This window comes from Nonlabens sp. Asnod3-A02, from assembly GCF_045063755.1.
Lineage (GTDB): Bacteria > Bacteroidota > Bacteroidia > Flavobacteriales > Flavobacteriaceae > Nonlabens > Nonlabens xylanidelens.
The window spans coordinates 646,866-670,282 of the sequence record NZ_JBEFOC010000007.1 but is presented as its reverse complement, the minus strand read 5'-3'; the positions used below and the strand labels follow the sequence as shown (position 1 = coordinate 670,282).

The window sequence follows — 23,417 nt, the reverse complement described above, 5'->3', positions numbered from 1 at the left end:
TATGTTTCTATCTTTGGTACATCCTAGTACATCTCATAACGATTAATAATTCCAGAGGTGTAAAAAGTACATCTCATATGAAAATAAGCTTAAAAAGAAAGAAACTTAAAAATGATAGAGAAAGTCTATTCATCGAATTCTATAATGGATCTACCGTAAATGAAAATGGCAAACGTAAACATAATAGAACTTTTGAATATTTAGATTTATATATTGACAATGGTAAATCAGATCGTAAAACTAAAATTACCAATAAAGAAAATCTAGAATTAGCCGAAAATATTCTTTCCATTCGTAGATCTGAACATGTACAAGGCAAATACAATATTGCAAATACTAGAAAGAAAAATACGAACTTTCTTGATTACTATAATAAATTAAAAGAGGATCGTTACGAGAGTAAAGGAAATTATGATAATTGGGATGCAGCAGGATTACATCTAGCTAGGTTTTGTCCAGTTCACTATACATTTGATCAAATCGATGCTGAATTTGTTAGAGGATTTAGAAGGTATTTAGATAAAACCGCATTAACCAAATCCAAAACCCTTCTATCTCAAAATACAAAACATACTTATTTTAATAAATTTAAAGCTTGCTTGAGAAGAGCATTTGAAGATAATTATTTAGAGACTGATATTAGAAAAGCTGCTAAGTCATTTGAAATGGCTGAGTCTAATAGAGAATACCTTACACTTGAAGAAGTTCAGACACTTGCACAAACACCTTGTAAATATGAGCGCTTAAAATGTGCCTTTCTAGCCTCATGCCTTAGTGGTTTAAGGTGGAGTGATATTGATAAGATGCGGTGGGCAGAAGTGAGAGAAGAAGGAGAAAGATACCGTATTAATTTTAGACAAAAGAAAACTGGAGGTATGGAGTACCTGCCTATTAGTAAACAAACAAGAGAACTAATGGGACAACGTCGAGGAAACGCCGACAGAGTTTTCAAAGGTCTCAAATACGGCGCTACATTAAATGCAGAATTATTGAAATGGTGTATGCGAGGTGGTATAACTAAACACATAACTTTTCACAGTGCCAGGCACACGAATGCATTGATCTTACTTTCCAAAGGTGCAGATATATACACCGTATCTAAAAGACTTGGTCATCGCGAACTTCGCACAACTGAGATTTATGCCAAAATCATCGATACCAAAATGCAAGAGGCTGCAGAACTAATTCCTGAACTTGAAATAAACTTATAATGATGGATAATCACTTCACAATTAAACAAGATACACTAGACATAATTGAATTATTCATTCAAAAGTGCTTTAGTGATAACCTTCAGGAGAATCTTGGCACTTTAAATAATCAGAGTGAATATCAAATTCTATATATTATCAAAGAAATAATTAGATTAGAGATAAACCCAATTCAAAACCTACAATACTTCTTTAATTTTATGCCTTTTCAAAATGATGATACGGCACTCGTAATTCATAGCTTTAAGCCTAAATGTAAAATATTCGATTATGAAACTTTTGACCCCTTAGATAAATTTATAAATATGATGAACTTCACATCTAAAGAGAGTGAATTTATAAAGATTAGAACTGAGATATCAAATATTATTAGGGAAAGGATTGAAAAAGAATCTAATTTAAATTATAGAATTACTCAAAATTTAGATGTAACACTATCTAAAAGAAATGACTTATTGAATCATTACATCGCATTAGAGATTCATCTAGTTAACTGGGGAATTTTATATTTTTATCCTTTCAGCAATGAATTAAATAAACTTATTCAAGAACTTAGGATGTTTAAATCTGGCATTGCTTTTAATTTATCTAGTTTAAACTTAGAGAGAGCAGCTTTATACTTTTTAACAATCGATGAATATTGCGAGAGGTTAGCAAAACATTTGAGAAACAACAATACGATTGAAGAAAAGAATAAAATTAAAGCTTTCCTTAACAGAGAAAATAGTTTTGAGCAATCCTTGTTTTTTCGTTTTCAAAGTGAATATTCTGACCATGACTATGCTTTTCGTGATGATGGTTTTAAAATGACGCCAAGAGATGTTATGGCTAATGATTTTTTACAATCCGAAGATATTTTGTTTTTGAATGACAATGAAAAAGAAAAGGCATTAACAGAATTTCTTGTTTTAAATGAAGAAGTAATTAGTCAAGAAACTCTTGCTGTTAAAAAATGGGAAGAATTAAATTCTAACCATTACGATCATTGGAATACAGATATGCTAGAATGGATCGATAATTTTAAGGAAAAAGGAAATAATCCTTTCATAAAAACTCACTACAAAAAATTGAATTTGTCAGATGATAAAAAATTTGAGGAATTAGTAATAGATCTAACAAAATGTATAAAAACTTTATCTCCAGTATCTTTTAATATTGATCATTTGAAAAATGATCTTTACCTAAATATGGAACCATTCTTCCAAATCCAAAGAAAGAACAAAAATGATATTGCTTCAAATTTTAAAGAACTACCTGGTATTTTATCAAAATTTGACCAGGCTAATCGAATTATTTTCCTAACTCAACTCGGAGACTTTTTGAAAACAGATAAAATAGCTCTGGGCAATAACAGCAATCCACAAAACCTTGTTATTACTAATATTCGAGGAATGTTTGGTAAGTATTTTACTGAAGGATTTTCAAATACAGTATTAAAGAATTATTATTCTTAGATAAGAAATCTTTAATACGCATAAACCACTAGTAAAATAATTTTGTTTTCGAGTTTTTATAACGAAGCTCTCAGACATTGAGCCGACTTTCCTTCATTTAATCGGCATTGACTACTCTAAGTATATCAGTAAAGATCCCGACTTAAAAAAAAGTCTGCTTAATTATGCTTCCTTTTGATATAGTTTTGTTGCCGATATCAATAAATAGCAACAAGGCCTTGTTCATAATCTTAAAATAAGAAAAATGGACACAAATTTAATTAAGGAACAATTAGACAGAATTGAAAACAACAGTCTTTCACAAAAGAGCATCTTGAATCTCGATGAACTAGTTAAGTACACAGGTTTTAAGAAAAAATACATTTATTCGTTAACTTCTAGAGATTTGATACCTCATTCAAAACCCCTTGGAAAAGTTTTGTTTTTCGATAGAGAAAAGATTGATGAATTTTTACTTTCCAATTCTAGAAAGTCTAAACAGGAATTGAAAGCAGAAGCAATTAGCTATGTTCTTCAAAAAAAGTAAAAATTCATTAATCGTAACTTAAGTTTTTAAGTTACCTACCTACCCAAATTTAAAGTTTAAATTATCTATCAAGAGATGAAAAGTCTCTAAAATAGAAAAGCACAACTGTGCGAAGTTGTGCTCTTATAATTTTCAGTTCAATCAATAAACTGTATACAAATATACAGTTTTCAACCTATAAATATGGAAGAAAACAACATTTATATTGCTGGAAAGGGAAGCCTTAAAACAATATATGATCGAATACATTTAATAATTACTAAAACATTCTCAATTCGTTATAACACAATAAAAAATTGTATTGAAATATCTAAAAAACATAATAATAATCATTGGGAAATAATTAATTCTTCATCACTTTATATCTTTTTGAAACAAAACAATATACAATTAAAGAAGACAGATTTAGACATTTTCTTGAGTAGTTATTTTGTTTCTAGATATGATCCTATAAAATCCTATATAGAAAACTTGCCGCCATGGGACAAGCAGGATCATATAGCTAAACTTTGTAGTTATCTTGAAACTGAAGATAATAATGAATTTCTTATACAATTTAGAAAATGGTTGGTCAGAGCCATCAGATGTGTCTTAGAGAATGGATATTTTAATAAAAATTGCTTTGTTCTCGTTTCTGGTGAAGAAAGTACAGGTAAAACCAGCTTTTGTAAATTTCTAATTCCACCAGCTATGAAAGATTACTCGACAGATACCATAGATAGCAGTAAGGATGGTATAATAACTCAAAGTTCAAACTGGATGACATTGCTTGATGAAATTGATTTAATGCCATTAAAAGATTTAAAATTCATGAAATCTGCAATTTCTAGAACGACAGTAACTATTAGACCTCCATACGGTCACCGTGTAATATCAGTTCCTCGTATTTCATCCTATCTAGCAACTACAAATTCTTACAGCTTTCTAAATACTGACATAGGGAATATCAGATGGATATGTTTTGAGATTATGGGAATTATTGACTTTTCATATTCAAATGATATTGACATCGAAAAGGTATGGTCTCAAGCTTTACATCTTAGCAAACAGAAAGGTTTTGATTGTGAATTAACAAGCTCAGAAATAAAGAAAAATAAATTGCGAAATGAAAAGTATAAACTCAATAGTTGGTACGAGGATATTATCAATCAACATTATGAAAAATCTAGCGATAAGAATGATTTTTCTACAGCTGGAAATATTGTTGAATCGCACCGTAAAGACAACGCAAAAGCTAATAATGTTTCAATGGGTAAAGCTCTAAACAGCTTAGGTTTTGAAAAAATAAAACAAAACGGTGTTTATGGTTATTGTATTAAAAGAAAATCAAGTGAAGAGCGAAACAATTAAAAATCAACGGTAAAAATTCAAGGTTAAAAAAAATGTTGATGAGCAAAAAATAAGTTGAGTAAAATTGAATTAAATGATTTGGTTGAAAAATGAAATAATAATTAGGGTATAACGAAAAAGAAAAGAACGTGTGACAAAAATTAGAAACAAGTGCAAACTTAAAAGATAAATTGATGGATGAGTTAGCCAGTCGTGTCATCAGTGTACTTTCAGTACCCTTTCAGGGTACGAAACTTCACTAATGACGCCTGGTTTATTCGCCCTACAGCTCATAAATAAAAAAAAATGGAAAAGAAATTAAAAGTAGTTTATTACCTAAGTAAGGAAGATAAAAATCTAATGATTGAATATTGTAATTCTCTACAAATAAAACCGTCATTTTGGATTAGAAATCTAATTCGTGAGAAGTTAGGATTTCCAGTTATTCCGAAAAAAGTGCTTGATATTGATCTCAAAAAATATCAAACTTCTCTATTGAGAATAGGAAATAACTTAAATCAAATTGCACGAAAACTGAACAAAAATGAAAAATTCCCATTGATCGATCAGCAAAATTTAATCGATGAAATTGCAATATTAAAAGAACAAATTGACTCAATCTATAACAATTTATAATGGAAGAAAATAAATACAAATCAATATTAATATTGATGCAAAGTATACTTGACGAAATACAAAAGCATTCAAAGAAAATTGATAATATAAGCATTAAAAAAAATGATCAATCGGAAGATGTAGTTAATAGGTTTGCTAAAAACCAAAACGAATTCAATTCAACTTTAGCCAATGCTATTAATAGTTTATCAAATAAGTTAAATAAAACAATAAGGGAAGTATTGAACATTAATAAACAACCCTCAATACCTTCCAAAGTTGCACACACACACTATCATTTAATAGGTAAGGATTCAATTTTCAAACCATGGCATCTAATCACACTCATCTTAGGAGCATTAATTATAACATTCTCTGCAATTTATGGTCCAGATTTATATTTTAAATCCAGTGAGCAATCTAAAGAACTGATAGAATATAAATTATTTTATGATTATGTGTTTTTTAATAATTATGATTCTAAAACAGTATCAACTGTTTCAGAGAGGCTTAGCGATATTAAAAATGAAGAACCTTGGATTTTAGATAAAATCAATCAATGGAGAACTGAATATGAAATTGAGATCAAAAGAAGTGAGTTAGAACAAGAATTAAAAAACTTAGAAAAAGATGATCGCTAAGCTAGCAAGTATTTCATATTGCAAAAATGCCTTAGTCTATTGTGAAAAAGGCGGAGAACTTTTGACAACCAATAAATCTCTTGGGAATGCCAAACAAATTTATGATCAGATGCAACTAAACAATTCATCTAATGATAAATGTATAAATCATACATTTCATGTAAAAATTAGAATTGCTCCAGAGGACAAGGGTAAGTTAAATTCACAGGACTGGATTGATATTTCTTCAAGCTACGCTAAGAAAATCGGCTTTAACAATAATCCTTTCGCAGTTTACATTCACAAAGAAGCTACCGAGGACGAGCATATTCATATTGTAAGTTCACGTATCAAATCAAATAACACCAGTGTAAGCGACAGTTTTACTCATTATAAGAATATGGATTGGTGCAGAGAAATTGAAAGAAAGTACAAGCTCAGACAAGTTGCTCGTGTATTAGAAGCATATAAAGCAAATGAATTATTTAAAAGTAATGATTCTAGAAATCAGGTTCTTTTAGAGAAGGTCAAGAGTGCAATCGGGCAGTCAGATAATTTACAAGATTTAGAATTTCATTTAAAGAATTTAAAAGTGAAAGTGAAAATAGGTAGAGGAATATCTTTCAAATATGATGGCGTTGTAACCAAAGGATCTAAACTAGGAAGAGAGTTCTCTCTGAGCGGTATAAAGAAGCAGCTTTCGTATAAGGGACAAGCGCTACTAAGTAAACAACCACAAAACAAAATAGGATATAAAATCAAATTTTAAACATGTCAAAAATAATACTACTAACACATCAAAAAGGTGGTGTAGGAAAGAGCACATTATGCCTAAATCTTGCAATTTGTCTTGCAAAATCTACAAAAGTTGGAATAATTGATATAGATCTACAGGGAAGTCTTGCCTCTTTAAGGAGTAGTATTTCTGGTGTAGATATCATACAGTCTCCTAATGAGCCTACTAAAATAAAAAGCTTACCGTATGATTTTATCATAATTGACACTCCACCATACCTTTCAAATAAAATTGAAGAATTGATGCGCATTTCTGACCTTATTATAGTTCCTACCAAAGCGGGAATATTTGATTTATTAGCAATAAGAAGTACCGTTGATCTAATAAAAACTGCTGGTAAACTAAACAAATCTTTAATAGTTATGAATATGATTAAACCTAATACAACTCTGACTCTGGAAGTCATGATAGAGTTAGCCAAAACTGATATAACTTTAGCTAAGACACATATTAGTGATCTTGTTTCCTTTACTAGATCGGTCATTTATAATGGTCCAGGTAAGGACGTAAAAGCAGAAACTCAAATTACAAATTTAACCGAAGAGCTCCTACTAATGCTAATTAGTTAATATTTAATAGTGTAGTTGTGTAGTTGTGTAGTTGTGTAGTTGTGTAGTTGTGTAGTTGTGTAGTTGTGTAGTTGTGTAGTTGTGTAGTTGTGTAGTTGTGTAGTTGTGTAGTTGTGTAGTTAAAATAAAAAATATGAATTCAAAACAAAAAGATTTATCAAAATTAATCGCCGATGTTCAAAAGAACAATAAAGATCCCGTAAAACAAAAAGTCATTCCTTTAAAAAAGTCTATCAATCAAGGTAAGGTTCAATGCTCCTTTTTTATTGATGAAGAGTTGATGATAAGATTTAAAACAAAAGCATTAAAAAATAAATTAACTATAAAAACAATAATTACTGAAAGCATTAGGTCTTATGTAAATGACAATGATTAATTTTACGATGTAATTTATTAGTATAGATTATATAAAATATTACAAGCGTTAGCTTCAGATTTGGTTCTTAAACTCGCCAGTTTATAATTCCACCACATCATAGTTCTAACGCCCTTGCAACTGCGAGGGCTGTTCTATGTGGTGGAAAGGTTTCTGGCGAGACCCAAGAACTAAATAGTTACAGTTCCTCGCTTTATGCTTTCGGTACTTTTTAAAATTCGCCAGATATGAAAACAGTACTTTACATTTTACATTTTCAAGAGTCAAACCTTATTAAGATTGGATATACAAAAAACATATCTAATAGAATAACCGCTATAGAAAAAGGCAGCCAACTGATCGTTGATCATCATAAGTCATTAGTTATAACTTATCGTGAAAAAGATAAAATTGTGTTATTAGAAAGAAATCTTCTCCACATAACTTCAGACTTTGGTAGAAAAATGAAAGTTTGGAATAGCTTCGCAGGTATTAATGAATTTAGAACTAATAATTGTTGCAATTTACTAAACCAATTTATTGAAGATCAAAAAGGTTATGGTATAAAATATAAAATTTATAAAGGCATTGATATATGTGGTAACTATAGTCATTTAATTCCAAAAGCATACTATCCAGTTTATTACCCTGTCAAAGGAATGCCTAAACTCTTAAAAGAAGATGCTTTGAAATTTTGTGAAATACAAAACATTAAACTAAATGACTTAATTAATTTGGGAATCTATAAGTTTTTAAAGTGTCAAGATTTGGATCGATCAGATGACGTAAGTGAAAAATATAAAAACTACTTCAAAGCTTAAAAATTATGAAAACTACAATTTCAATTATTAAAGAATTAGAATACGGCGCTGGCTGTTACATCGATATAACCATATACGGATATGAAAATATCAAAGAATTTGAAAATGAAATTTTTCAAGAGATTTATAGTCATAGTAATGATTATTCAACTATAGCTGAACTTGATGAAGAATGCTTAGAGGTCTACAAACAGTTCTGCATGGAAAATGAAGACATTGATCTTATCATGAAATATACAATTTATGAATTACACATAGATTTTTTAAATTCCTTAAAAAATATACTAGCATCAAATAAAATAAAAGTTGAAAATCAATTTTAAAAGATCAATTTATCTCGAAAACAGCTTGACAATTAAATCAAGCTCTTTTATTTTCGTTAAAATCGAGTAAGTCAAATAGAAAAATTAATTGACATGAAATGATTGATTTTCACTCGTCTTCAGGGGAAAACTAGCGTATATCTATTAGGTATGCGCTTTTTGATTTTAGCAATTTCTAATCGCCATCCACAAATTCCTTAAAACACTCATAAATCATCACCATAGCAAGTGTATCTAGCTCACAGTATCGCAATAGTGCTTTTTCAGTTTCTATTCTTTCCTCAGCAGAAATGCTTTTATCCTGCATTTTTGCATAAGCAAAAAGTGCTGCACCACCATCGGCTATTTTCTTAACGCTTTGATCTTTTGATTTTTCTAGAGCGTTTTCAATTTGATCATTTGATATTCCATCAAATAAAGGCGGTAATGACTTGTAAGGATTGATAGGTAGATCATTTTCAATTTTCAGAAATTGATAATCTGACGAAAAATTTAAACTAGTCAAGTTAATCGAGTCGAGAGGTTGTACATATTTACCTTTTAAGAACTTACTAGACTCTAGAACTGCTGGCAAAATCGCTTTAATAGAATTAGATCCTCCAGTCTGCGGATGGTAATAATTGCGTACTACAGTTTGTTGTAAATCAATCATATTTCTAGCTCCCGCTTCATAAGTGTTAGGATTACTACCAGTAGATTTACTGATAGATTCTATAAAGTCACACAACTCTTTTCTGTCCTGTTCTTCAGAATTATAAAGTTGGTTATGAATTACATTTACAATCGTATTCTCATGATTATGGTATCTAAAAATAGAACCATCGTTTTGTTCTAATGATTTTTTCAAAGCTCGTATAAAGTCAAAATTTGGAAACGCTCCTATTTCAAGATTAATGTACTCACTTGCATGCTCTACCCTGCCGTCTTCATAAACAACATGATGGCTGTACTGAAAAGCGAGTTGCTCATAAGGGCGCATTCCTGATGTGAATGGAATAGCGACACCACTAGTTTCAAAATCAATAAAATTTAAAGGATACTTCCATTGTGACATTTCTAACCTTAAATTATCGACATCTGCATAGCTAGTGTTTTCACCGTTTTTGTGCTTCTCAATTTGTAACCATTGACGTTCACTTCTACTTAACCCATAAGCATCTGGTCTGATATTCAAATCGTTTTCATCCAGTTCGTCCATGAACACTTTACCATTCTCAAAAGCATTACGAGCAGGATTGAACCAGACATTAGTTGTTTTGGGATCATTGAGCCGTTCTTCTTGACGCTTTCGCGAAAGCGTACTAAAACTAACATTTATACTAGGTAATTGCTCCATCCAGCATTCATGAAAACCACTTTTCTTGCCTTTTTCCGGATCTCGTAAATGAAACTCACAGCCGTAACAACCAGAATTAATGGATGTTATCATTTTCTTATCGGCAGCATAATGATCTCGATAGCCAAGCAACATTGTTTCAAAACCGATTTCTGGTTGTAGCGGATTTTCTCTGAAAATGAAATCGATTTCTTCACTTACGTTAGTATAGGCGAGAATGCACTCTCCTAAATCCTCTCTCTGTAAACCGTTTGTCACTTCTACTTTAGTTCGCAATTTAGAATTAGGCACAATATTAAAATGACTGTTCAAACCGCTTACAGTAGTGCGCTTTGATTTATCAACCAGATTTAAATAGGACGTAATATCCCATTCTGGATGACATTTTTGAATTACATAATGTTGAAAAGCGATGTCATATAGCTTTTCAGACTCGTCCAATCTACCTTTTTTATTGATAAACCCAGTATGCTCGTCACTGCGTATTGAGGATGCCTTCACCTCTATCAGGTTGATTTGATTTCCTTTTTTCTCTAATATATCCACACGGATAAAAAGTCCATTGTATAAAAACGCAGCTTCAAATAGGGTGACGTTTTCTTCTTTCAGTGCTTCTTGAGTACGTTGAACCAAGCCATCATAATCCCAATCCTTTTCTAAAATAGCAATACCATCTGGAAAATACATACGTGCCAATTCCTCTACTTGAAAACCACCTTGCGCCAATCCTTCTAGAAAGCTATCGGTCTCGCTGGTGCCTTCGTATTCGTCTTTACGAGTGTAAAAGAGTTTTGTCGGGCAGTTGAGTGCTAACTTGAATCGAGATTTTGTGAGGTGTCGTGGTTTCGTCATTATTCAAAAATATATTTCATAATTCTTTTTGATTCAGTTTCCCTCCTTCTCTGAGCATCTTCCAAAATCCAATCTCCTGACGTTGGATTAAGTTCTTTGATGATAGAAAATTGACTTTTTACATAACTATCCTTTTTAATGTTGTACAAAGAATTTTTAATATTTCGATTAATTGATCTTTCTAGTACTACAAGATTTCCTAGTGAATTAATTTCATCTTTCCATTCTTCCCAAATAGATTCTCTCAAAGAAAGGTCTTCATGATTATAAGACTGTATGTGTTCAATGTCTATATCATTAAAACATAATATCTCTCTTAGATCCTTTATAGATCTTTCATTTGATGTTAAATAATCTTCACTTAACATAGCACCTAATCTACATAATAGATATTTAGATTTAGGAATACTAGCAATAGATTCATTCATTTTTATTTCAAAATGGCCTTTATCAAGATCAGTTGAACTATGACGTCGAATTTCTGCATCGATCAAGTCTATTATTCTTTGCGGATTAGTCTCCGAAAACATTGATTTCAAAATTGTTCTAATAAAGTTGTGGCATTCATTTACGGCTTTACCAAATTTGACACTATAAATAATCAAAAGTTTTGACAGCTTGATCTTAAAATCAGACATCAATTGTGGTGTTATATTTTCTTTATAGGCAAACTCAAAAGCAAGAATAGCTCTCCAATAACGATTATATCTTGACCAAACTATGAAGTAATAAGCCATGTCTTCCTCTAGCGTTTTACCAGTTGTAGAATGCCATTCGATTCTTGAATTAATTAAAGATTCTAAATCTGATATAGATAGTTTTACTTTATTTATTTTTTCTCCAAACCCTTCGTTTGTTACGTTATTCAATAGTCTGTCAAATAGTTTATCGTAAAAAGTCTCCGTATTCATGAAATATAAAGCATTAGATAGGTCATATTTAGAAATCAAAATCACTTGATATTGCGCAAGAATATCAGCTATACTAGTAACCACATCATTTTGTGATTTATTTGCCTTATCTATAGTAGCATACAAATCAGAAATTGATTCAAAAACAGACTCACTAGCATTCTCTTTAATCCTCAGGTATTCATAAAAACGTACCTTAAATAAATCTGCAGTATTTAAATCCATTCCGGTAGCATTGATAGACTCAAATATTTGTAACGTCTTTGATAAATTTGCTTTTGTTTCTATACACACAAAATAAACTTGATTCAAAATGAAATTTTGAAATCCTTTAACATCATCTAAATCAATATTATCTTTTATATAATTGTGTATAAGGGCAAGATTTTGAGAATACCTATTTACTTCTAGGTCTTTTACTTCTTTATCAAGGGTGTTATTAATAGCATTATTTAATGAATTTTGAGCTTCTCCTCTATTCACTCTTGTTTTTATCCAGTTTGTTAATTGATGAGTTTTAACATCTGGATTAAACTGATTTAAAACATGAAATAATAGTAAAAAAGTGGTTAGCCTTTGTTGACCATCGATCACTTCACGTGCATTGTTTTCTTTGGCACTTACTTGCATCGTTCCAATAAACATTGGGCTTGGAACGCTATCTTCAGAATAGAAATTATCTCGTAAATCCCTCAAAAACTTATTAACTTCATTTTCGCCCCAAGAGTACGGTCGTTGATAAATAGGAATGATCCAGTCACCATTACCAACTATATGTAAACTATTCTTTCTAACTGTTTTTCCTAATGTTGCTGTAAAAGCATTAATTTCAAACGTATCCATAACTCTTATTTGTAATGATTTAATGTTTTATTTAATTTTGTTTTCATGACCTCTCTCAACTCCACAGGTTCCATAACCACAATATTTTCATTTATGCCCAACAACTGCATCAAGAACTCATGATTAGGCTGCAAGAAAAAGCTAACTATTGCTTCCGTTTTATTTTCTAAATAAGAGATCTCTTGACTATGATGTAATGGTAACGTGGCGAGATATTTATGCTGGTTATCAAATGTTTTACAGACTATTTTTACCGGTTTAGAAAAATAATCGTCACTATAATTAATCCCTACAATATCATTGTAACGTATTAATTGATTTGTAAACGATTTAATTTCTATGCCAGGTTCTTTGAGCATTTCTAGATTTGACATGCGCTCTATTCCATAGTTCCTTATCTCATTAGTACCATCTTTAATAGCTATCAGATACCAGCGATTTAAATACTCTTTAAGTCTCAATGGAGTTACGGTACGGACTAATATTTCGTCTGAAAAGAAATCTACCTTATTAAACTTGAGCTTCAGTCTTAAGTTGAGAGCTTTTACAATTGTATTTATATTTTCTATTCCATTCAATTTAGAACTGTCGTCTGGAATAATCCATTTTTCAAATTCAGAGTAGTTCTTTAATCCATCTTCATAAACCTTGGCAAGAGAATTAAGCTCTGCAAATTTGAAGAAGCGTGATAATAATCGTTCGTCTTTTTCTAATTCATAACCATTTTTTTGATGATTATAATTTATATCTAGACTAAAACTTTCTTTTAATATTTTAAAATCTCGCTCTAGAGAACGCTCAGATATTTGAATTTCAAAACGCCCTAACAGTTCTTCTATCAGTTCTTTCTTAGATATAATACTCTTCCATGATAATAAATGGACTATACGTTCTAGTCGCTCTAATTGTTTATAATTTGCCATAGTTGTTTTGATTTGGTACAAATGTAAATCGATAGTCCGCCAAAAGGTGTCGGACCTAAAATTAATGATTAAATCAATTTAAATATTACGGTTTCCCGCAATTCGCATTAATTAAATTCTCTCGATTTGCACAACAGCTGTTTATATGTGAAAGGACTAATAGTTGCAATCCTATTATTCTAGTCACTTATATTCCGTGTTTTCAAAAATGGTTAGCAAGCTTTTGTTTTTTCCTCCTAGTTATTATGACAATTTCAACTTGTTATACAATCATTACAGGACACAATATTTCAAATAATAAGAAAGAGTTGTGTTGGGTTCTCGCTTTCGCGAAAGCGGAATTATCAACATATTTTATTTCACACCGACTTTATCTGTCGTTCTTGACCTATATTCTTGTACTAATTAAACAATACAATACTCCAGTGCGGCAGTTCTATTTGTGGTTTAGGGAACTCAAAAAACTGCCGTAATCTGGTTTTAAAATTGAAAAAATGAAAGAGTCAAATGAAGCGTGGACGCAAAGATTTCAAAATTATTTAAACGAAGATAAAGTCAGATTGCAACACTATAATCTAAGTGTAAAATGGAAACAAGCTGATCAAAAATTAGATTACCAAAAATATAAGGTGCATCTACTATTAAGTGCGCATGATCCACTCTGGGAGTTTTTCTTAAACACAATATTATTAGATTTTCTAAGCGAAGAGTCCAATATTTTTATTATCGATGGAAACCGAGATGCTAACTATACTAAGCGCAGCGCAACTATGGCATTGTGCAACACCTCTATGTGGGATAGAAGACCCTCCAAAGCGATGCTTTTAAAATTAGATAAATGTTATGAGGTGATTCGGCCTTTTTTAATAGTAGAAGATCAACAAATGATACAAACAGAACTGGTGTATTACTTCCAATTGTGCACAGAACTACAACGCATGAATACCGATATCATAATCATCAACCTACCTGAGCGCAGTGCGTTATTTGAAAACCACTTGATCTCCATGTTGCAAAAAATCGCAGAGCAATTTCAAATAACTGTATTTATTCATAAAGCAATAACTCGTGTTCCTTACTTTCATTTCCCTAACGAGACTGATGTCCACATACCCATTAACGAGGCTATGATTTTACAAAGCATTACATCACTCCACAAACCTGAAATGAAACCTGAACATAAATGGGAAACTGAAGTAGATAAAAAGGGTGAAAACTATGCACAAATTAATGTGGTACGTAATAAAAATGGCATGTTACCATCTCTAGAAATGAGAATGGATTATAGAAAGGGAGTTTTGGGAGTTTTTAAATAAATAACTAAATTAGACTAAAAATGAATATGAAAATCTTAGAGAAAATAAATAACATTCAAAATAAGATTAATCAGGAAGTTGAAATACTTAAGGATCCAATTACCCATGCAACAGCAAAAGTTGATGGAATTGTAAATGTTGAGAAATATTTACAATCTAACATACGAATTATGTGGGTATTAAAAGAAGTTAATGCGAGTGAAGATGGTGAGGAGTGGAATATGATAGATACTATAAAGGATTGGACAGGAAAACCGATCCCAACTGAATGGAGAAAAACTTTTGATAATATATTATATGTAACCAACGGTATACTAACTTCAACTGCATGGGAAGATCAAAATAATCATTATAATGATTTGAATATGACTAGTCAATTGCAGGAAATAGCATATTGCAATGTTAAAAAGATTCCTGGTAACTCTTCAACAAATATGAGTAATCTAAAAAAATATTATAAGCAAAGTGATAAACACATTTTAAAACAAATAAATGAGTTAATACCTCAGGTAATCATATTCGGTGGTACATATGATATTGTTGAACCAGATTTGGATATCATGCATTATTCAGATCATGGAGACAAAAATCTTTCATGGTACAGTACTAAAGATCAAATCATTGTAAATGCATATCATCCACAAAATACAAGCATTTCTCACCAAGAATATTGTGACGGAATAATCAATGCTGTTTTGGAATGGAAATCAAGAATGGATTAAATGATCCTATTATCATTTTACATTTTACGATTATATATACTTACAATTAAACCAACAGCAACGATAACATCCACAATATTCCACAATGACCTACCTAAAGCAACTTTAAAAAACGGTTGGAATAATAACGCCAAAATTACAAATGCTACTGCTAGCCCATTATTTTCTTTTTTATTTTCTAAATAAGCTAGAAAACCGAAAGCTACTAAAGCAATGAAACGTACTGCTTCATAGTAGCTATATGGCATGTCTAGTAAGCAAATGAGCAGCAATACCGCTAGGATTATTTTGATGATAGTTTGCAATGTTATTTTTATTTTTAGTAACCCCAATCGTTATGAACTATAGGCAAACTGTTCAATTCATCTCTATGTATTCTCCATTTTGGCATAAATTGATTCATTAATGAGATGAAACGTGCATTATGATTACGCTCGTGTAAGTGAACCAGCTCGTGTACTAAAATATACTCTAAACAGATAGTTGGCTTTTTGGCTAATTCAAGATTTAACCAAATACGTTTAGCGTCTACATTGCAAGCGCCCCACTTTGTTTTCATTTGTTTTACGCCCCAATCATTAGATTGAACACCGATGATTTTCTCCCATTTTAAAAGTAGCTCAGGTATTTGAGACTTCAACTCTTTGCGATACCACTCTTTTATGATATTTGCTTTTTCTTCTACAGTAGCTGTGGGTTTCACCCAAAGTTGGATTTTATTAGTCCCTGTAATTTCTACTTTATTGTAACCATTATGATGGTTCACATTTAATAAGTACCGCTTTCCTTTAAAATAGTGACTCTCTCCAGAGACATAATCGCGCTTTGTTTCTCTTGCCTGCTCTTTAAAGTTTTTTACATTCTTCTTAATCCAACCTAATTTTGATATAGCAAAAAGACGTAAAACTTCATCATCTGTTTTAGTAGGTACAGATAACTTTATAGCCCCATTTGGTGGATAAACGGCAAGGTGCATATTTTTTATATCCTTACGTACCACCTCTACTTCGACATTTGCAAATGCAATAGTTTCTGTTTTAGTATTCATTTTGAGCTTTTACAACATCCATTATTTCAAATGTCTTTGCGATGTCATTGATTACTTTACCTACTGCGATTGTAAGCTTTTTTTCCTTAATGCCACCATCTCGCCAGCCGTCCAATTTATTCTCAACTATAGTTGAATGGACTACAAGAGCAAGGTGCTCATTATTCTCTAGATTGTCATAGAGCGCCTGCTTTGCCCTCGTGTTGAGCGTATCTGGATAGTTAGTACTACTAGACGGTGTTGCCACCCTACCAGCTAGTTCCTTAATTTTTTCAAGATACTCTGCATAAGAAATGGTTTCTTCCTTTCTTAGTAAAATAAGTTCATCTAGTAAGGCAGACATTTTCTCGTAATACTTGGGATTTGCTTTAGCTTCTTCAACTATAGCTTTTCGAACATTATTCTCAATAGTTTCTGCAACAGCTTCTCTTCTATTTTTTGATTGATATTCTGCACTTGGTTCGGAAACGTGAACAATGAGATCTACTAATGATTTGTTTTCAAAATCAGAGATTTTCTTGCTTGACTTTGCATCTAGGTACATATCCATTAGCTGTCTCATACCTGGCTCAAAACGCTTTAGGTCTATGTAATCTCCACTAGCTTGCTTTATGGTTTCGCGCAAATCAGAATAGTATTTTACTTCTTCCTTAATGTCTTGTGCTTGTTTACTACTATATCCTAGTTTGTGGATTTCATTGGCAACGTTTGCATAGGCTCTAATGAGACTTACTGTTGCTTTGTAAAGACCTACACGTTTTTCTTCGGTAGATTTTATGTCTTGTGGATTCTCTGTGTTTCCACAGAAAAATTTTATGAATGTAGGCTCATCTTTAGGATGCACTGGTTCGCACATTGCTCGTAAAACTTCTAGCGCTGTTTCAAGTCGTTCTTTACTTTCTGTAAAACGATCTTTCAATAATCCCTTTACGTCGTCTTCATCATAATCATCAAACACTTCTGAGGTATAATCGCCTATTGATTTTTGAAGGCTTTTGAACAAGTCTTTATAATCTACGATATAGCCATAATCCTTATCATCTGTATCTACTCTATTTACACGGCAAATGGCTTGGAATAAGCCGTGATCTTGCATATTCTTATCAATGTATAGATAAGTAGCAGATGGCGCATCAAAACCTGTAAGGAGCTTATCTACTACAATAAGCAACTTCATTTTATTAGGCTCTTTTATGAATTGCGCTTTCGCGAAAGCTTCAAAATCTTCTGTAGATTGCCCTTTAAGCATTTTAGTATACACTTCATACTTTAAAAGCTTGTCTGTAGGGCTATCTTCTCCTGTTTCTTCTCCTTTTATATCACCGTGATGTGGTTGATAGGATGTAATAATTGCGCAATCTTTAAAACCTGCATTTTGAAATAACTCATAATATTTACAAGCTTGGTATACAGAACCAGAAACAAGCATCGCATTTCCTTCTCCTGTAGAAAGTCTTGGTTTTACCTTGAAGTCTTTTACAATATCAAAAACAATTTTCTCTAGTCTAGATTTAGAACCCAATACCTTTTGCATTGTGCCCCACTTTTGTTTAAGCTGGATTTTGGCGACATCGGTTAGTCCTCGTGTTTCTGCTTCAAACCATTCATCTATACTTTGCTGATCTGTGATGAACTGTTCTACATCACGCGCTTCATATAATAAATCGAGTACCACGCCATCTTCTACAGCTTCGTCAAATTTATAGGGGTCTCCAATATATGGACCAAAGACTTCAATACTTTTTTGTTTGTCTTTTTTGAGTAGCGGTGTTCCTGTAAAACCAATAAAGAGCGAGTCTGGTAAAATCATCTTCATCGCATCGTGTAACTTTCCAGATTGCGTACGGTGACACTCATCTACAAAGACATAGATATCTCCTTTGGCTTTAAAATCTGTAGGTAAACTGTTTTTTAATTCTTCTATATACGAATCATAATCACCTTCATCTGACTTTCTGCCAAATTTATGCACAAGGCTACACACCAATGATTCATTTTTTTCATTGAGCGTAGCTAGCAGGTCTCTACCACTTTTTGTTCTATAAATAGTCTCATTTACACCTGTAAATAACTTTTCTATCTGGTCATCTAGTTCTTGCCTATCTGTTATGATTAATACACGACTGTCTTTTACATTCTCACGTATCCATTTAGTAAGCCACACCATGGTAAGGCTCTTTCCGGAACCTTGAGTATGCCATAAGATCCCACCAGTTTTTGTCTTTACGTGAGTTTGTGCGGCAGTGATTCCAAAGTATTGGTTGGGACGACATAGCTTCTTTGTGCCTTTATCAAACACGATAAAATCGTGTATGAGTTCTAGCAATCTTGATTTCTCACAAAGCTGACTGATTTGTTTATCTATTAAATAATCAAACTCCTTTGTACTTTCTTCTTTCCATTTTAAGTAATATTTCTCGGAGGTTTCAATAGTACCGTAGCGTAAACCTTGCGTATCATTACCGGCCATTACAAGCTGCATTGTAGTAAAGTACTTTTCTATAAATTCTGGTTTCTGATTATCTAGGTTTTGACGGATTCCTTCAGATAAGCCACGCCTACTGTTTTTTAATTCTATAACACCTACAGCAATACCGTTTACAAATAACACAACATCTGGTCGTTTGGTATGTTTCCCCTTAACCGTGACTTCTTCTGCAACGGCAAAATCATTGTTATTTGGATTTTTCCAATCTATGAGCCACACGGTTTCTTTGGGCTGCCCTAACTCCTCACGGACGGTAATACCATAACGCAAGAGTTTATAAACTTCTTTATTGGTTTCATACAAGTCACCAGATAAACTGGTGGCGGCTTTGACCAACTTATCAACTGCTTTTTGAGCTAGGTTTCTAGAATACTTGCCATCTTTTATTAAGTAATCAAAAAGCAACTGTTCTTCTATGGGTTGTGTACGCTCTTGCTCTTCCCAATTACCCAAATACGTATACTGTAGCTCGTTTTGAAACAGCTGTATGATTCTATTTTGAGACTCGCGTTCTGATTTGCCTATATGGTTCATTATAAAAACTGTTTTTCGAAAATGACTTTTTCAATTCTATTTAAGAAGTTAAACTCTTCTTCTTTTAATTTATTTACCTGATTATCATAATCTGTTACTTCAGGAGAAATTGTTGAATAATCTATACCATCAACAATGAAGGTTGTTTCTTGATTTCCAATTCCATATAAAGTCGATGACTTGTTTTTTTTTATTCGTTCTTCTTTGAATTGTTTGGAAAGAGGATACAATAACCCAGCAGTTAGTACCTTGCCTTTTTGTTGATGATAATTGATATACGTGTGTATTTGAAAAAAATCAGCACGATCATAATCAAAATAATCAAACTTCATTCTTTTGTATTTAGCGTCCCATACCAAATATTGACCTTCCTTTTCAAAGACTATATCTGGAATTAGCAATCGTTGAAAATCTTTGTATCTGTAAGCCGTCAATTTCTCATTTACTAATGCCCATCCATTGGGCATAAGCTTCTTTTTTAAAATTGATTTTAGATATAGTTCCCAAATTTCAGCCATATCCAGAAAAAAACTATAAGCGGAATTTTGATGAAAATCTTGTCTTCCGAATTGTTTGTTTTTTATAATATCCCAAGATAAATCGACCAGCGGTTTGTAGTTGGTAAAAATATTTTTGTAACGTATATTTTTATATTCTATTTCAGATACTTTCTTTTGGTTAGAAGAGAATGAAAATATTTGTTGTAATGAATTTCTTGCTCCGGCAGAGGTCTTTATAGATCCAATACCATAATTTGAAGAAAGGATACGATGTGCTTCTTTTAGAATTCTTACCACTACATCTTCTGGAGCTTTCTCTGTAAATCTACTTACAATTTTTTCTTCTGTTTTAAGTGGTATGATTGATTCCCTAACATTAAGCCTACCCATTACCTTAGTGCCTTTGTATGTTTTAGAAACTGTTTTTTTAGGTACGCCATGCTTGTTAGCTTTACCTAATAAATTAAGCCACAAAAACGCAATCACTTTTCTGATTAATAATTGGAATTGATTATCGTTTTTCTGTATAGAACTTGACTTGGATAATCTTATATTATAGACTTCTTCTAGCATGTTATATAACTGTAAGTTACCAAAACGTGGTAGAATGATTATCTTATAATGCTGATTGTTATATTCAAATGTTGCTTCTCCAATATACCTTCCTGCATACCAAGAAGATGTTTTATAATTGAACTCAGCTATTGGAGAGTCATCTTCAAATCGGTTTTTTTTAGTTTTAAAATGAAAAACATTCTTTAACTCAGGTTTAGACAAAAAGTATTGAATTGCGTCTGCATGCCCTTCTTGATTTTGGAAAGGCGAACAATCATTTGCTCTTAAGGTGACCAAGGAATTATGCATTTAAATAAATCTTCTTCAGGTCTTTCAATATGGTTATTGCTTCTTCTGGTTCTATATTTCCTAAAAATGATACAATCATAGGTTCTAAAGAAATATTCCATAAAATTTCAATAGGTCCATCTTTCCTATAAATCTTGTTTTTAGGTTGTTGTAAACCTGTGTTGTCTTTATAACTTTTGTATATATCCACAATTTCGCCAAAGAAAGTGTGCCCTAATTGATATTCCTTGCCTAATTCTTGAATAGCTGATATTTTATCATTCAATGCTTTTGCGTTATTTAGGAAACGTTCTACTTCAGTATCAAAATTTAATTTAGTCTTTAAGCTAGTATTTTTTGAAGCTATAATTGATTTTAAAGTATGTCTATTAAAACCATAGAAGTACCAAAGAAACCTTCGTCTTAGAGCAAAATCAATTTGTTCTAAAGAAAAATCAATTTCATTCATCGTGCCTATAACATATAAATTACTTGGTATTGTTAATTCTATCCCTCCAATACTTACTTGCACACCTTTATCACGGTTTTCTAAAGCAGAAAAAACTTCACCAAAAAGCTTAGATAAATCTATTCTATTAATTTCATCTAAAATGAGTACATGAGGCATGTTCCCTTTGTCTTTTGATGCCTTTTCGCAAATTTCAAAAAGAGATCCAGGAGTTTTTATTGTGTTGCCATCTTTTAACTGGTAACCAACTACAAAATCCTCATAAGTGTAGTTAGGATGGAGCTGTAGGTGATGGATGTAATCACTAGCGTTGGGCACACCATGTTGAAGATAAGACTCTACATTAGCTCTATTTTTAAGATAGGCATCTCTAACTAATGCCTTAGATAATGTAAATGCACTATGGGTTTTACTTGTACCAGGTGGTCCATATAATACAATTGCCTTTTTATAGTGTAAACCTTGTAATTCTGTAAAATCATCTAAATCAGAGATGTTATTCCAGATTTTTCTTATTTCAAAGTGTTCATAAAAATCAAATTTTTCTTGAATAATTCCCTCAAGTTGTTCACGAATAATAAGAATTTTTTCATCCAAATTTAGCTCTTCAGAGTCTTTCTGTTCAGGAGTTAAAAGGCTATAAAAAGAGGCATAAATTCTACTCTTATGATTATTTGAAGGGATACGTTCATATTTTTCAGGAAAGCCTAAGTATAACAAAATATTTGTTTGAGCAAAGCTTCCGGTCTCCACTAAACTCTTATAATCTTCATCTGAAATAGGGTAATCAATTGATTCTTTTTGGTACTTGTTAAACAAACAAATAGCTTCAATGTGCTTCTTAATTTCAGGAACAGATCTACTGATTTCTCCAGATTTAATTTTAGAAAATAAGTACTGAATTAACCTAAGGTTAAATAGTATTTCGAAATATTTGTTGTTTGTATGCCATTGACCAGCACTGCCAAAACCTTCACGATAAAGCTCTTTGTTGATTTCATCATTATTAAGCCTTGTTGTTCTTTTTGTATATTCTAATTTCTTAGCGTTGCTAATATCGTAAACTGAATACGCCCATAACCATTCTATATGAGCAAATACTAGTCTTTCTTCAATAGAAGCTCCTTCAAATTGCTGGATTACTTTTTCGTCAAAGTTCTTTTTACTATCATCATAGTTTTCATTATATCTAGTGTTACATGCTTCTAAGGTGTTGTTAGAAAGTATATTTTTATGTTCCGTTAAAATGCTGTTTCCGTTTATTAAAAACTCTTGTATGAATAAATTAAAATATTCGTACAGTTTCTCTGCTTGTTCTCTTCTCATATCAACCTAATTTCACAAATTACCAACTCCAACATCATCCCTTGTTTCATTTACTTATAATTTCCTCATCACTAACATTTACAGGGTCAAACAAATCTGTTGGACTCTTTAAATAATAAGCTTTGTAACCGCCATTTTTACTGTTATCCTCCCAAAGCTCTTGCATAAGCGGACTCATACTATAGAAATCATTCATCCCATTACGCCAACTATTCCAAACTTCTTGATCTATGCGACCTCTCTTATACCAATAAAATTCCTCTGCACAGAGATTAAAATACTTTCTTATGGTAAGCGTGTTTATAGCTTCTTGGTCTTCACCATAAATGGGATTGTTTTCAGGTAATTCTGAGTCAATTAGCACTAATAGATTTGGAAGCAATTCTTCAAACTCATCACTAAACTTCGTATGCAGCTCCATTTGCATTTTGTCGTTTGTTATTTTTCTTGAATGCTTATGATGACGATACGTAAGACAGATAGCAACTACAGCAATTATGACTGGTCCTAAATCTTTTAATATCTCAACTATTTTTAAAAATATCTCCATTACACCAACCGCGTTTTACCAGTAAGCAACTCCTGCATCATCCCTTGTTTGATATGCTCGTATTTCTCTTTTTTAATGCTCATTAGTTACTTTTGGTTTTTATTGGTTGTTTATGGTTATAAATGTTCATCAGTGTT

General features: G+C 31.8%; 22 protein-coding genes. 13 read left to right on the top strand and 9 right to left on the bottom strand.

Features of this window, described 5'->3' with window-relative positions:
- Positions 1-77: 77 nt before the first annotated feature.
- The 11 genes from ACJJVN_RS06385 to ACJJVN_RS06335 all read left to right on the top strand — a co-directional run bounded on the left by ACJJVN_RS06385 (position 78) and on the right by ACJJVN_RS06335 (position 8,619).
- Complete coding sequence (locus ACJJVN_RS06385; protein ID WP_405377520.1) at positions 78-1,211, top strand: site-specific integrase; 1,134 nt, start codon at positions 78-80, stop codon at positions 1,209-1,211.
- A gap of 2 nt (positions 1,212-1,213) precedes the next feature.
- Positions 1,214-2,665, top strand: coding sequence for a hypothetical protein (locus ACJJVN_RS06380; RefSeq protein WP_405377519.1), 1,452 nt, complete (start codon positions 1,214-1,216; stop codon positions 2,663-2,665).
- A 244-nt stretch (positions 2,666-2,909) separates the two neighbouring features.
- Complete coding sequence (locus tag ACJJVN_RS06375) at positions 2,910-3,191, top strand: helix-turn-helix transcriptional regulator (RefSeq protein WP_405377518.1); 282 nt, start codon at positions 2,910-2,912, stop codon at positions 3,189-3,191.
- Between the two features lie 183 nt (positions 3,192-3,374).
- Positions 3,375-4,541, top strand: a complete 1,167-nt coding sequence (locus ACJJVN_RS06370) for a VapE domain-containing protein (protein ID WP_405377517.1) — start codon at positions 3,375-3,377, stop codon at positions 4,539-4,541.
- A gap of 285 nt (positions 4,542-4,826) precedes the next feature.
- Entirely contained in the window at positions 4,827-5,156 is a 330-nt protein-coding gene (mobC, locus tag ACJJVN_RS06365; protein WP_405377516.1) for a plasmid mobilization relaxosome protein MobC, read from the top strand.
- Positions 5,156-5,776: a hypothetical protein gene (locus ACJJVN_RS06360; RefSeq protein WP_405377515.1), complete on the top strand. Its 621-nt coding sequence runs from the start codon at positions 5,156-5,158 to the stop codon at positions 5,774-5,776. Before mobC ends, ACJJVN_RS06360 begins: the two co-directional genes overlap by 1 nt.
- Positions 5,766-6,524, top strand: a complete 759-nt coding sequence (locus tag ACJJVN_RS06355) for a relaxase/mobilization nuclease domain-containing protein (RefSeq protein ID WP_405377514.1) — start codon at positions 5,766-5,768, stop codon at positions 6,522-6,524. The genes ACJJVN_RS06360 and ACJJVN_RS06355 overlap by 11 nt, the downstream gene beginning before the upstream one ends.
- A gap of 2 nt (positions 6,525-6,526) precedes the next feature.
- Positions 6,527-7,120 (top strand): AAA family ATPase, encoded by a 594-nt coding sequence (locus ACJJVN_RS06350; protein WP_405377513.1) that lies wholly within the window; start codon positions 6,527-6,529, stop codon positions 7,118-7,120.
- A 133-nt stretch (positions 7,121-7,253) separates the two neighbouring features.
- Positions 7,254-7,496 carry a hypothetical protein gene (locus tag ACJJVN_RS06345; protein WP_405377512.1) on the top strand — a complete coding sequence of 81 codons (243 nt, stop codon included), beginning with the start codon at positions 7,254-7,256 and terminating at the stop codon, positions 7,494-7,496.
- A gap of 227 nt (positions 7,497-7,723) precedes the next feature.
- Positions 7,724-8,296, top strand: a complete 573-nt coding sequence (locus ACJJVN_RS06340; protein WP_405377511.1) for a hypothetical protein — start codon at positions 7,724-7,726, stop codon at positions 8,294-8,296.
- Positions 8,297-8,301: 5 nt separating this feature from the next.
- Positions 8,302-8,619, top strand: coding sequence for a hypothetical protein (locus tag ACJJVN_RS06335; RefSeq protein WP_405377510.1), 318 nt, complete (start codon positions 8,302-8,304; stop codon positions 8,617-8,619).
- Between the two features lie 175 nt (positions 8,620-8,794).
- On the opposite strand, the gene ACJJVN_RS06330 is transcribed toward ACJJVN_RS06335, so the two are convergent.
- The 3 genes from ACJJVN_RS06330 to ACJJVN_RS06320 are packed head-to-tail and all read right to left on the bottom strand — an operon-like array spanning position 8,795 to position 13,484.
- Positions 8,795-10,807 (bottom strand): DUF2779 domain-containing protein, encoded by a 2,013-nt coding sequence (locus tag ACJJVN_RS06330; RefSeq protein WP_405377509.1) that lies wholly within the window; start codon positions 10,805-10,807, stop codon positions 8,795-8,797.
- Entirely contained in the window at positions 10,807-12,561 is a 1,755-nt protein-coding gene (locus tag ACJJVN_RS06325; RefSeq protein WP_405377508.1) for a DUF262 domain-containing protein, read from the bottom strand. Before ACJJVN_RS06325 ends, ACJJVN_RS06330 begins: the two co-directional genes overlap by 1 nt.
- 5 nt (positions 12,562-12,566) lie before the next feature.
- Entirely contained in the window at positions 12,567-13,484 is a 918-nt protein-coding gene (locus ACJJVN_RS06320) for a helix-turn-helix transcriptional regulator (protein WP_405377507.1), read from the bottom strand.
- A gap of 494 nt (positions 13,485-13,978) precedes the next feature.
- Between ACJJVN_RS06320 and ACJJVN_RS06315 the strand changes: the two genes are divergently transcribed.
- Both ACJJVN_RS06315 and ACJJVN_RS06310 read left to right on the top strand, forming a co-directional pair.
- The gene (locus ACJJVN_RS06315; RefSeq protein ID WP_405377506.1) at positions 13,979-14,800 is read left to right on the top strand and encodes a hypothetical protein; all 822 of its coding nucleotides are present in this window, start codon (positions 13,979-13,981) and stop codon (positions 14,798-14,800) included.
- Between the two features lie 20 nt (positions 14,801-14,820).
- Positions 14,821-15,522, top strand: a complete 702-nt coding sequence (locus tag ACJJVN_RS06310; protein WP_405377505.1) for a hypothetical protein — start codon at positions 14,821-14,823, stop codon at positions 15,520-15,522.
- Positions 15,523-15,539: 17 nt separating this feature from the next.
- Here ACJJVN_RS06310 and ACJJVN_RS06305 read toward each other — a convergent pair whose 3' ends face one another.
- The 6 genes from ACJJVN_RS06305 to ACJJVN_RS06280 are packed head-to-tail and all read right to left on the bottom strand — an operon-like array spanning position 15,540 to position 23,280.
- A complete protein-coding gene (locus tag ACJJVN_RS06305) occupies positions 15,540-15,827 on the bottom strand; it encodes a DUF6804 family protein (RefSeq protein ID WP_405377504.1) in 288 nt (95 codons plus the stop codon).
- A 14-nt stretch (positions 15,828-15,841) separates the two neighbouring features.
- The gene (locus ACJJVN_RS06300) at positions 15,842-16,570 is read right to left on the bottom strand and encodes a M48 family metallopeptidase (protein WP_405377503.1); all 729 of its coding nucleotides are present in this window, start codon (positions 16,568-16,570) and stop codon (positions 15,842-15,844) included.
- Positions 16,560-19,592, bottom strand: a complete 3,033-nt coding sequence (locus ACJJVN_RS06295; RefSeq protein WP_405377502.1) for a type I restriction endonuclease subunit R — start codon at positions 19,590-19,592, stop codon at positions 16,560-16,562. Before ACJJVN_RS06295 ends, ACJJVN_RS06300 begins: the two co-directional genes overlap by 11 nt.
- Positions 19,592-20,956, bottom strand: coding sequence for a 5-methylcytosine restriction system specificity protein McrC (locus ACJJVN_RS06290; protein ID WP_405377501.1), 1,365 nt, complete (start codon positions 20,954-20,956; stop codon positions 19,592-19,594). Before ACJJVN_RS06290 ends, ACJJVN_RS06295 begins: the two co-directional genes overlap by 1 nt.
- Positions 20,949-22,730, bottom strand: coding sequence for an McrB family protein (locus tag ACJJVN_RS06285; protein WP_405377500.1), 1,782 nt, complete (start codon positions 22,728-22,730; stop codon positions 20,949-20,951). Before ACJJVN_RS06285 ends, ACJJVN_RS06290 begins: the two co-directional genes overlap by 8 nt.
- A gap of 46 nt (positions 22,731-22,776) precedes the next feature.
- Positions 22,777-23,280, bottom strand: a complete 504-nt coding sequence (locus ACJJVN_RS06280; protein WP_405377499.1) for a hypothetical protein — start codon at positions 23,278-23,280, stop codon at positions 22,777-22,779.
- Between the last annotated feature and the right edge of the window lie 137 nt (positions 23,281-23,417).

Excerpts from the sequence above, each read along its gene's own strand:
- ACJJVN_RS06385 (WP_405377520.1), top strand. The coding sequence starts at position 78 with ATGAAAATAAGCTTAAAAAGAAAGAAACTTAAAAATGATAGAGAAAGT.
- ACJJVN_RS06380 (WP_405377519.1), top strand. The coding sequence starts at position 1,214 with ATGGATAATCACTTCACAATTAAACAAGATACACTAGACATAATTGAA.
- ACJJVN_RS06375 (WP_405377518.1), top strand. The coding sequence starts at position 2,910 with ATGGACACAAATTTAATTAAGGAACAATTAGACAGAATTGAAAACAAC.
- ACJJVN_RS06370 (WP_405377517.1), top strand. The coding sequence starts at position 3,375 with ATGGAAGAAAACAACATTTATATTGCTGGAAAGGGAAGCCTTAAAACA.
- mobC (WP_405377516.1), top strand. The coding sequence starts at position 4,827 with ATGGAAAAGAAATTAAAAGTAGTTTATTACCTAAGTAAGGAAGATAAA.
- ACJJVN_RS06360 (WP_405377515.1), top strand. The coding sequence starts at position 5,156 with ATGGAAGAAAATAAATACAAATCAATATTAATATTGATGCAAAGTATA.
- ACJJVN_RS06355 (WP_405377514.1), top strand. The coding sequence starts at position 5,766 with ATGATCGCTAAGCTAGCAAGTATTTCATATTGCAAAAATGCCTTAGTC.
- ACJJVN_RS06350 (WP_405377513.1), top strand. The coding sequence starts at position 6,527 with ATGTCAAAAATAATACTACTAACACATCAAAAAGGTGGTGTAGGAAAG.
- ACJJVN_RS06345 (WP_405377512.1), top strand. The coding sequence starts at position 7,254 with ATGAATTCAAAACAAAAAGATTTATCAAAATTAATCGCCGATGTTCAA.
- ACJJVN_RS06340 (WP_405377511.1), top strand. The coding sequence starts at position 7,724 with ATGAAAACAGTACTTTACATTTTACATTTTCAAGAGTCAAACCTTATT.
- ACJJVN_RS06335 (WP_405377510.1), top strand. The coding sequence starts at position 8,302 with ATGAAAACTACAATTTCAATTATTAAAGAATTAGAATACGGCGCTGGC.
- ACJJVN_RS06330 (WP_405377509.1), bottom strand. The coding sequence starts at position 10,807 with ATGACGAAACCACGACACCTCACAAAATCTCGATTCAAGTTAGCACTC.
- ACJJVN_RS06325 (WP_405377508.1), bottom strand. The coding sequence starts at position 12,561 with ATGGATACGTTTGAAATTAATGCTTTTACAGCAACATTAGGAAAAACA.
- ACJJVN_RS06320 (WP_405377507.1), bottom strand. The coding sequence starts at position 13,484 with ATGGCAAATTATAAACAATTAGAGCGACTAGAACGTATAGTCCATTTA.
- ACJJVN_RS06315 (WP_405377506.1), top strand. The coding sequence starts at position 13,979 with ATGAAAGAGTCAAATGAAGCGTGGACGCAAAGATTTCAAAATTATTTA.
- ACJJVN_RS06310 (WP_405377505.1), top strand. The coding sequence starts at position 14,821 with ATGAATATGAAAATCTTAGAGAAAATAAATAACATTCAAAATAAGATT.
- ACJJVN_RS06300 (WP_405377503.1), bottom strand. The coding sequence starts at position 16,570 with ATGAATACTAAAACAGAAACTATTGCATTTGCAAATGTCGAAGTAGAG.
- ACJJVN_RS06295 (WP_405377502.1), bottom strand. The coding sequence starts at position 19,592 with ATGAACCATATAGGCAAATCAGAACGCGAGTCTCAAAATAGAATCATA.
- ACJJVN_RS06290 (WP_405377501.1), bottom strand. The coding sequence starts at position 20,956 with ATGCATAATTCCTTGGTCACCTTAAGAGCAAATGATTGTTCGCCTTTC.
- ACJJVN_RS06285 (WP_405377500.1), bottom strand. The coding sequence starts at position 22,730 with ATGAGAAGAGAACAAGCAGAGAAACTGTACGAATATTTTAATTTATTC.
- ACJJVN_RS06280 (WP_405377499.1), bottom strand. The coding sequence starts at position 23,280 with ATGGAGATATTTTTAAAAATAGTTGAGATATTAAAAGATTTAGGACCA.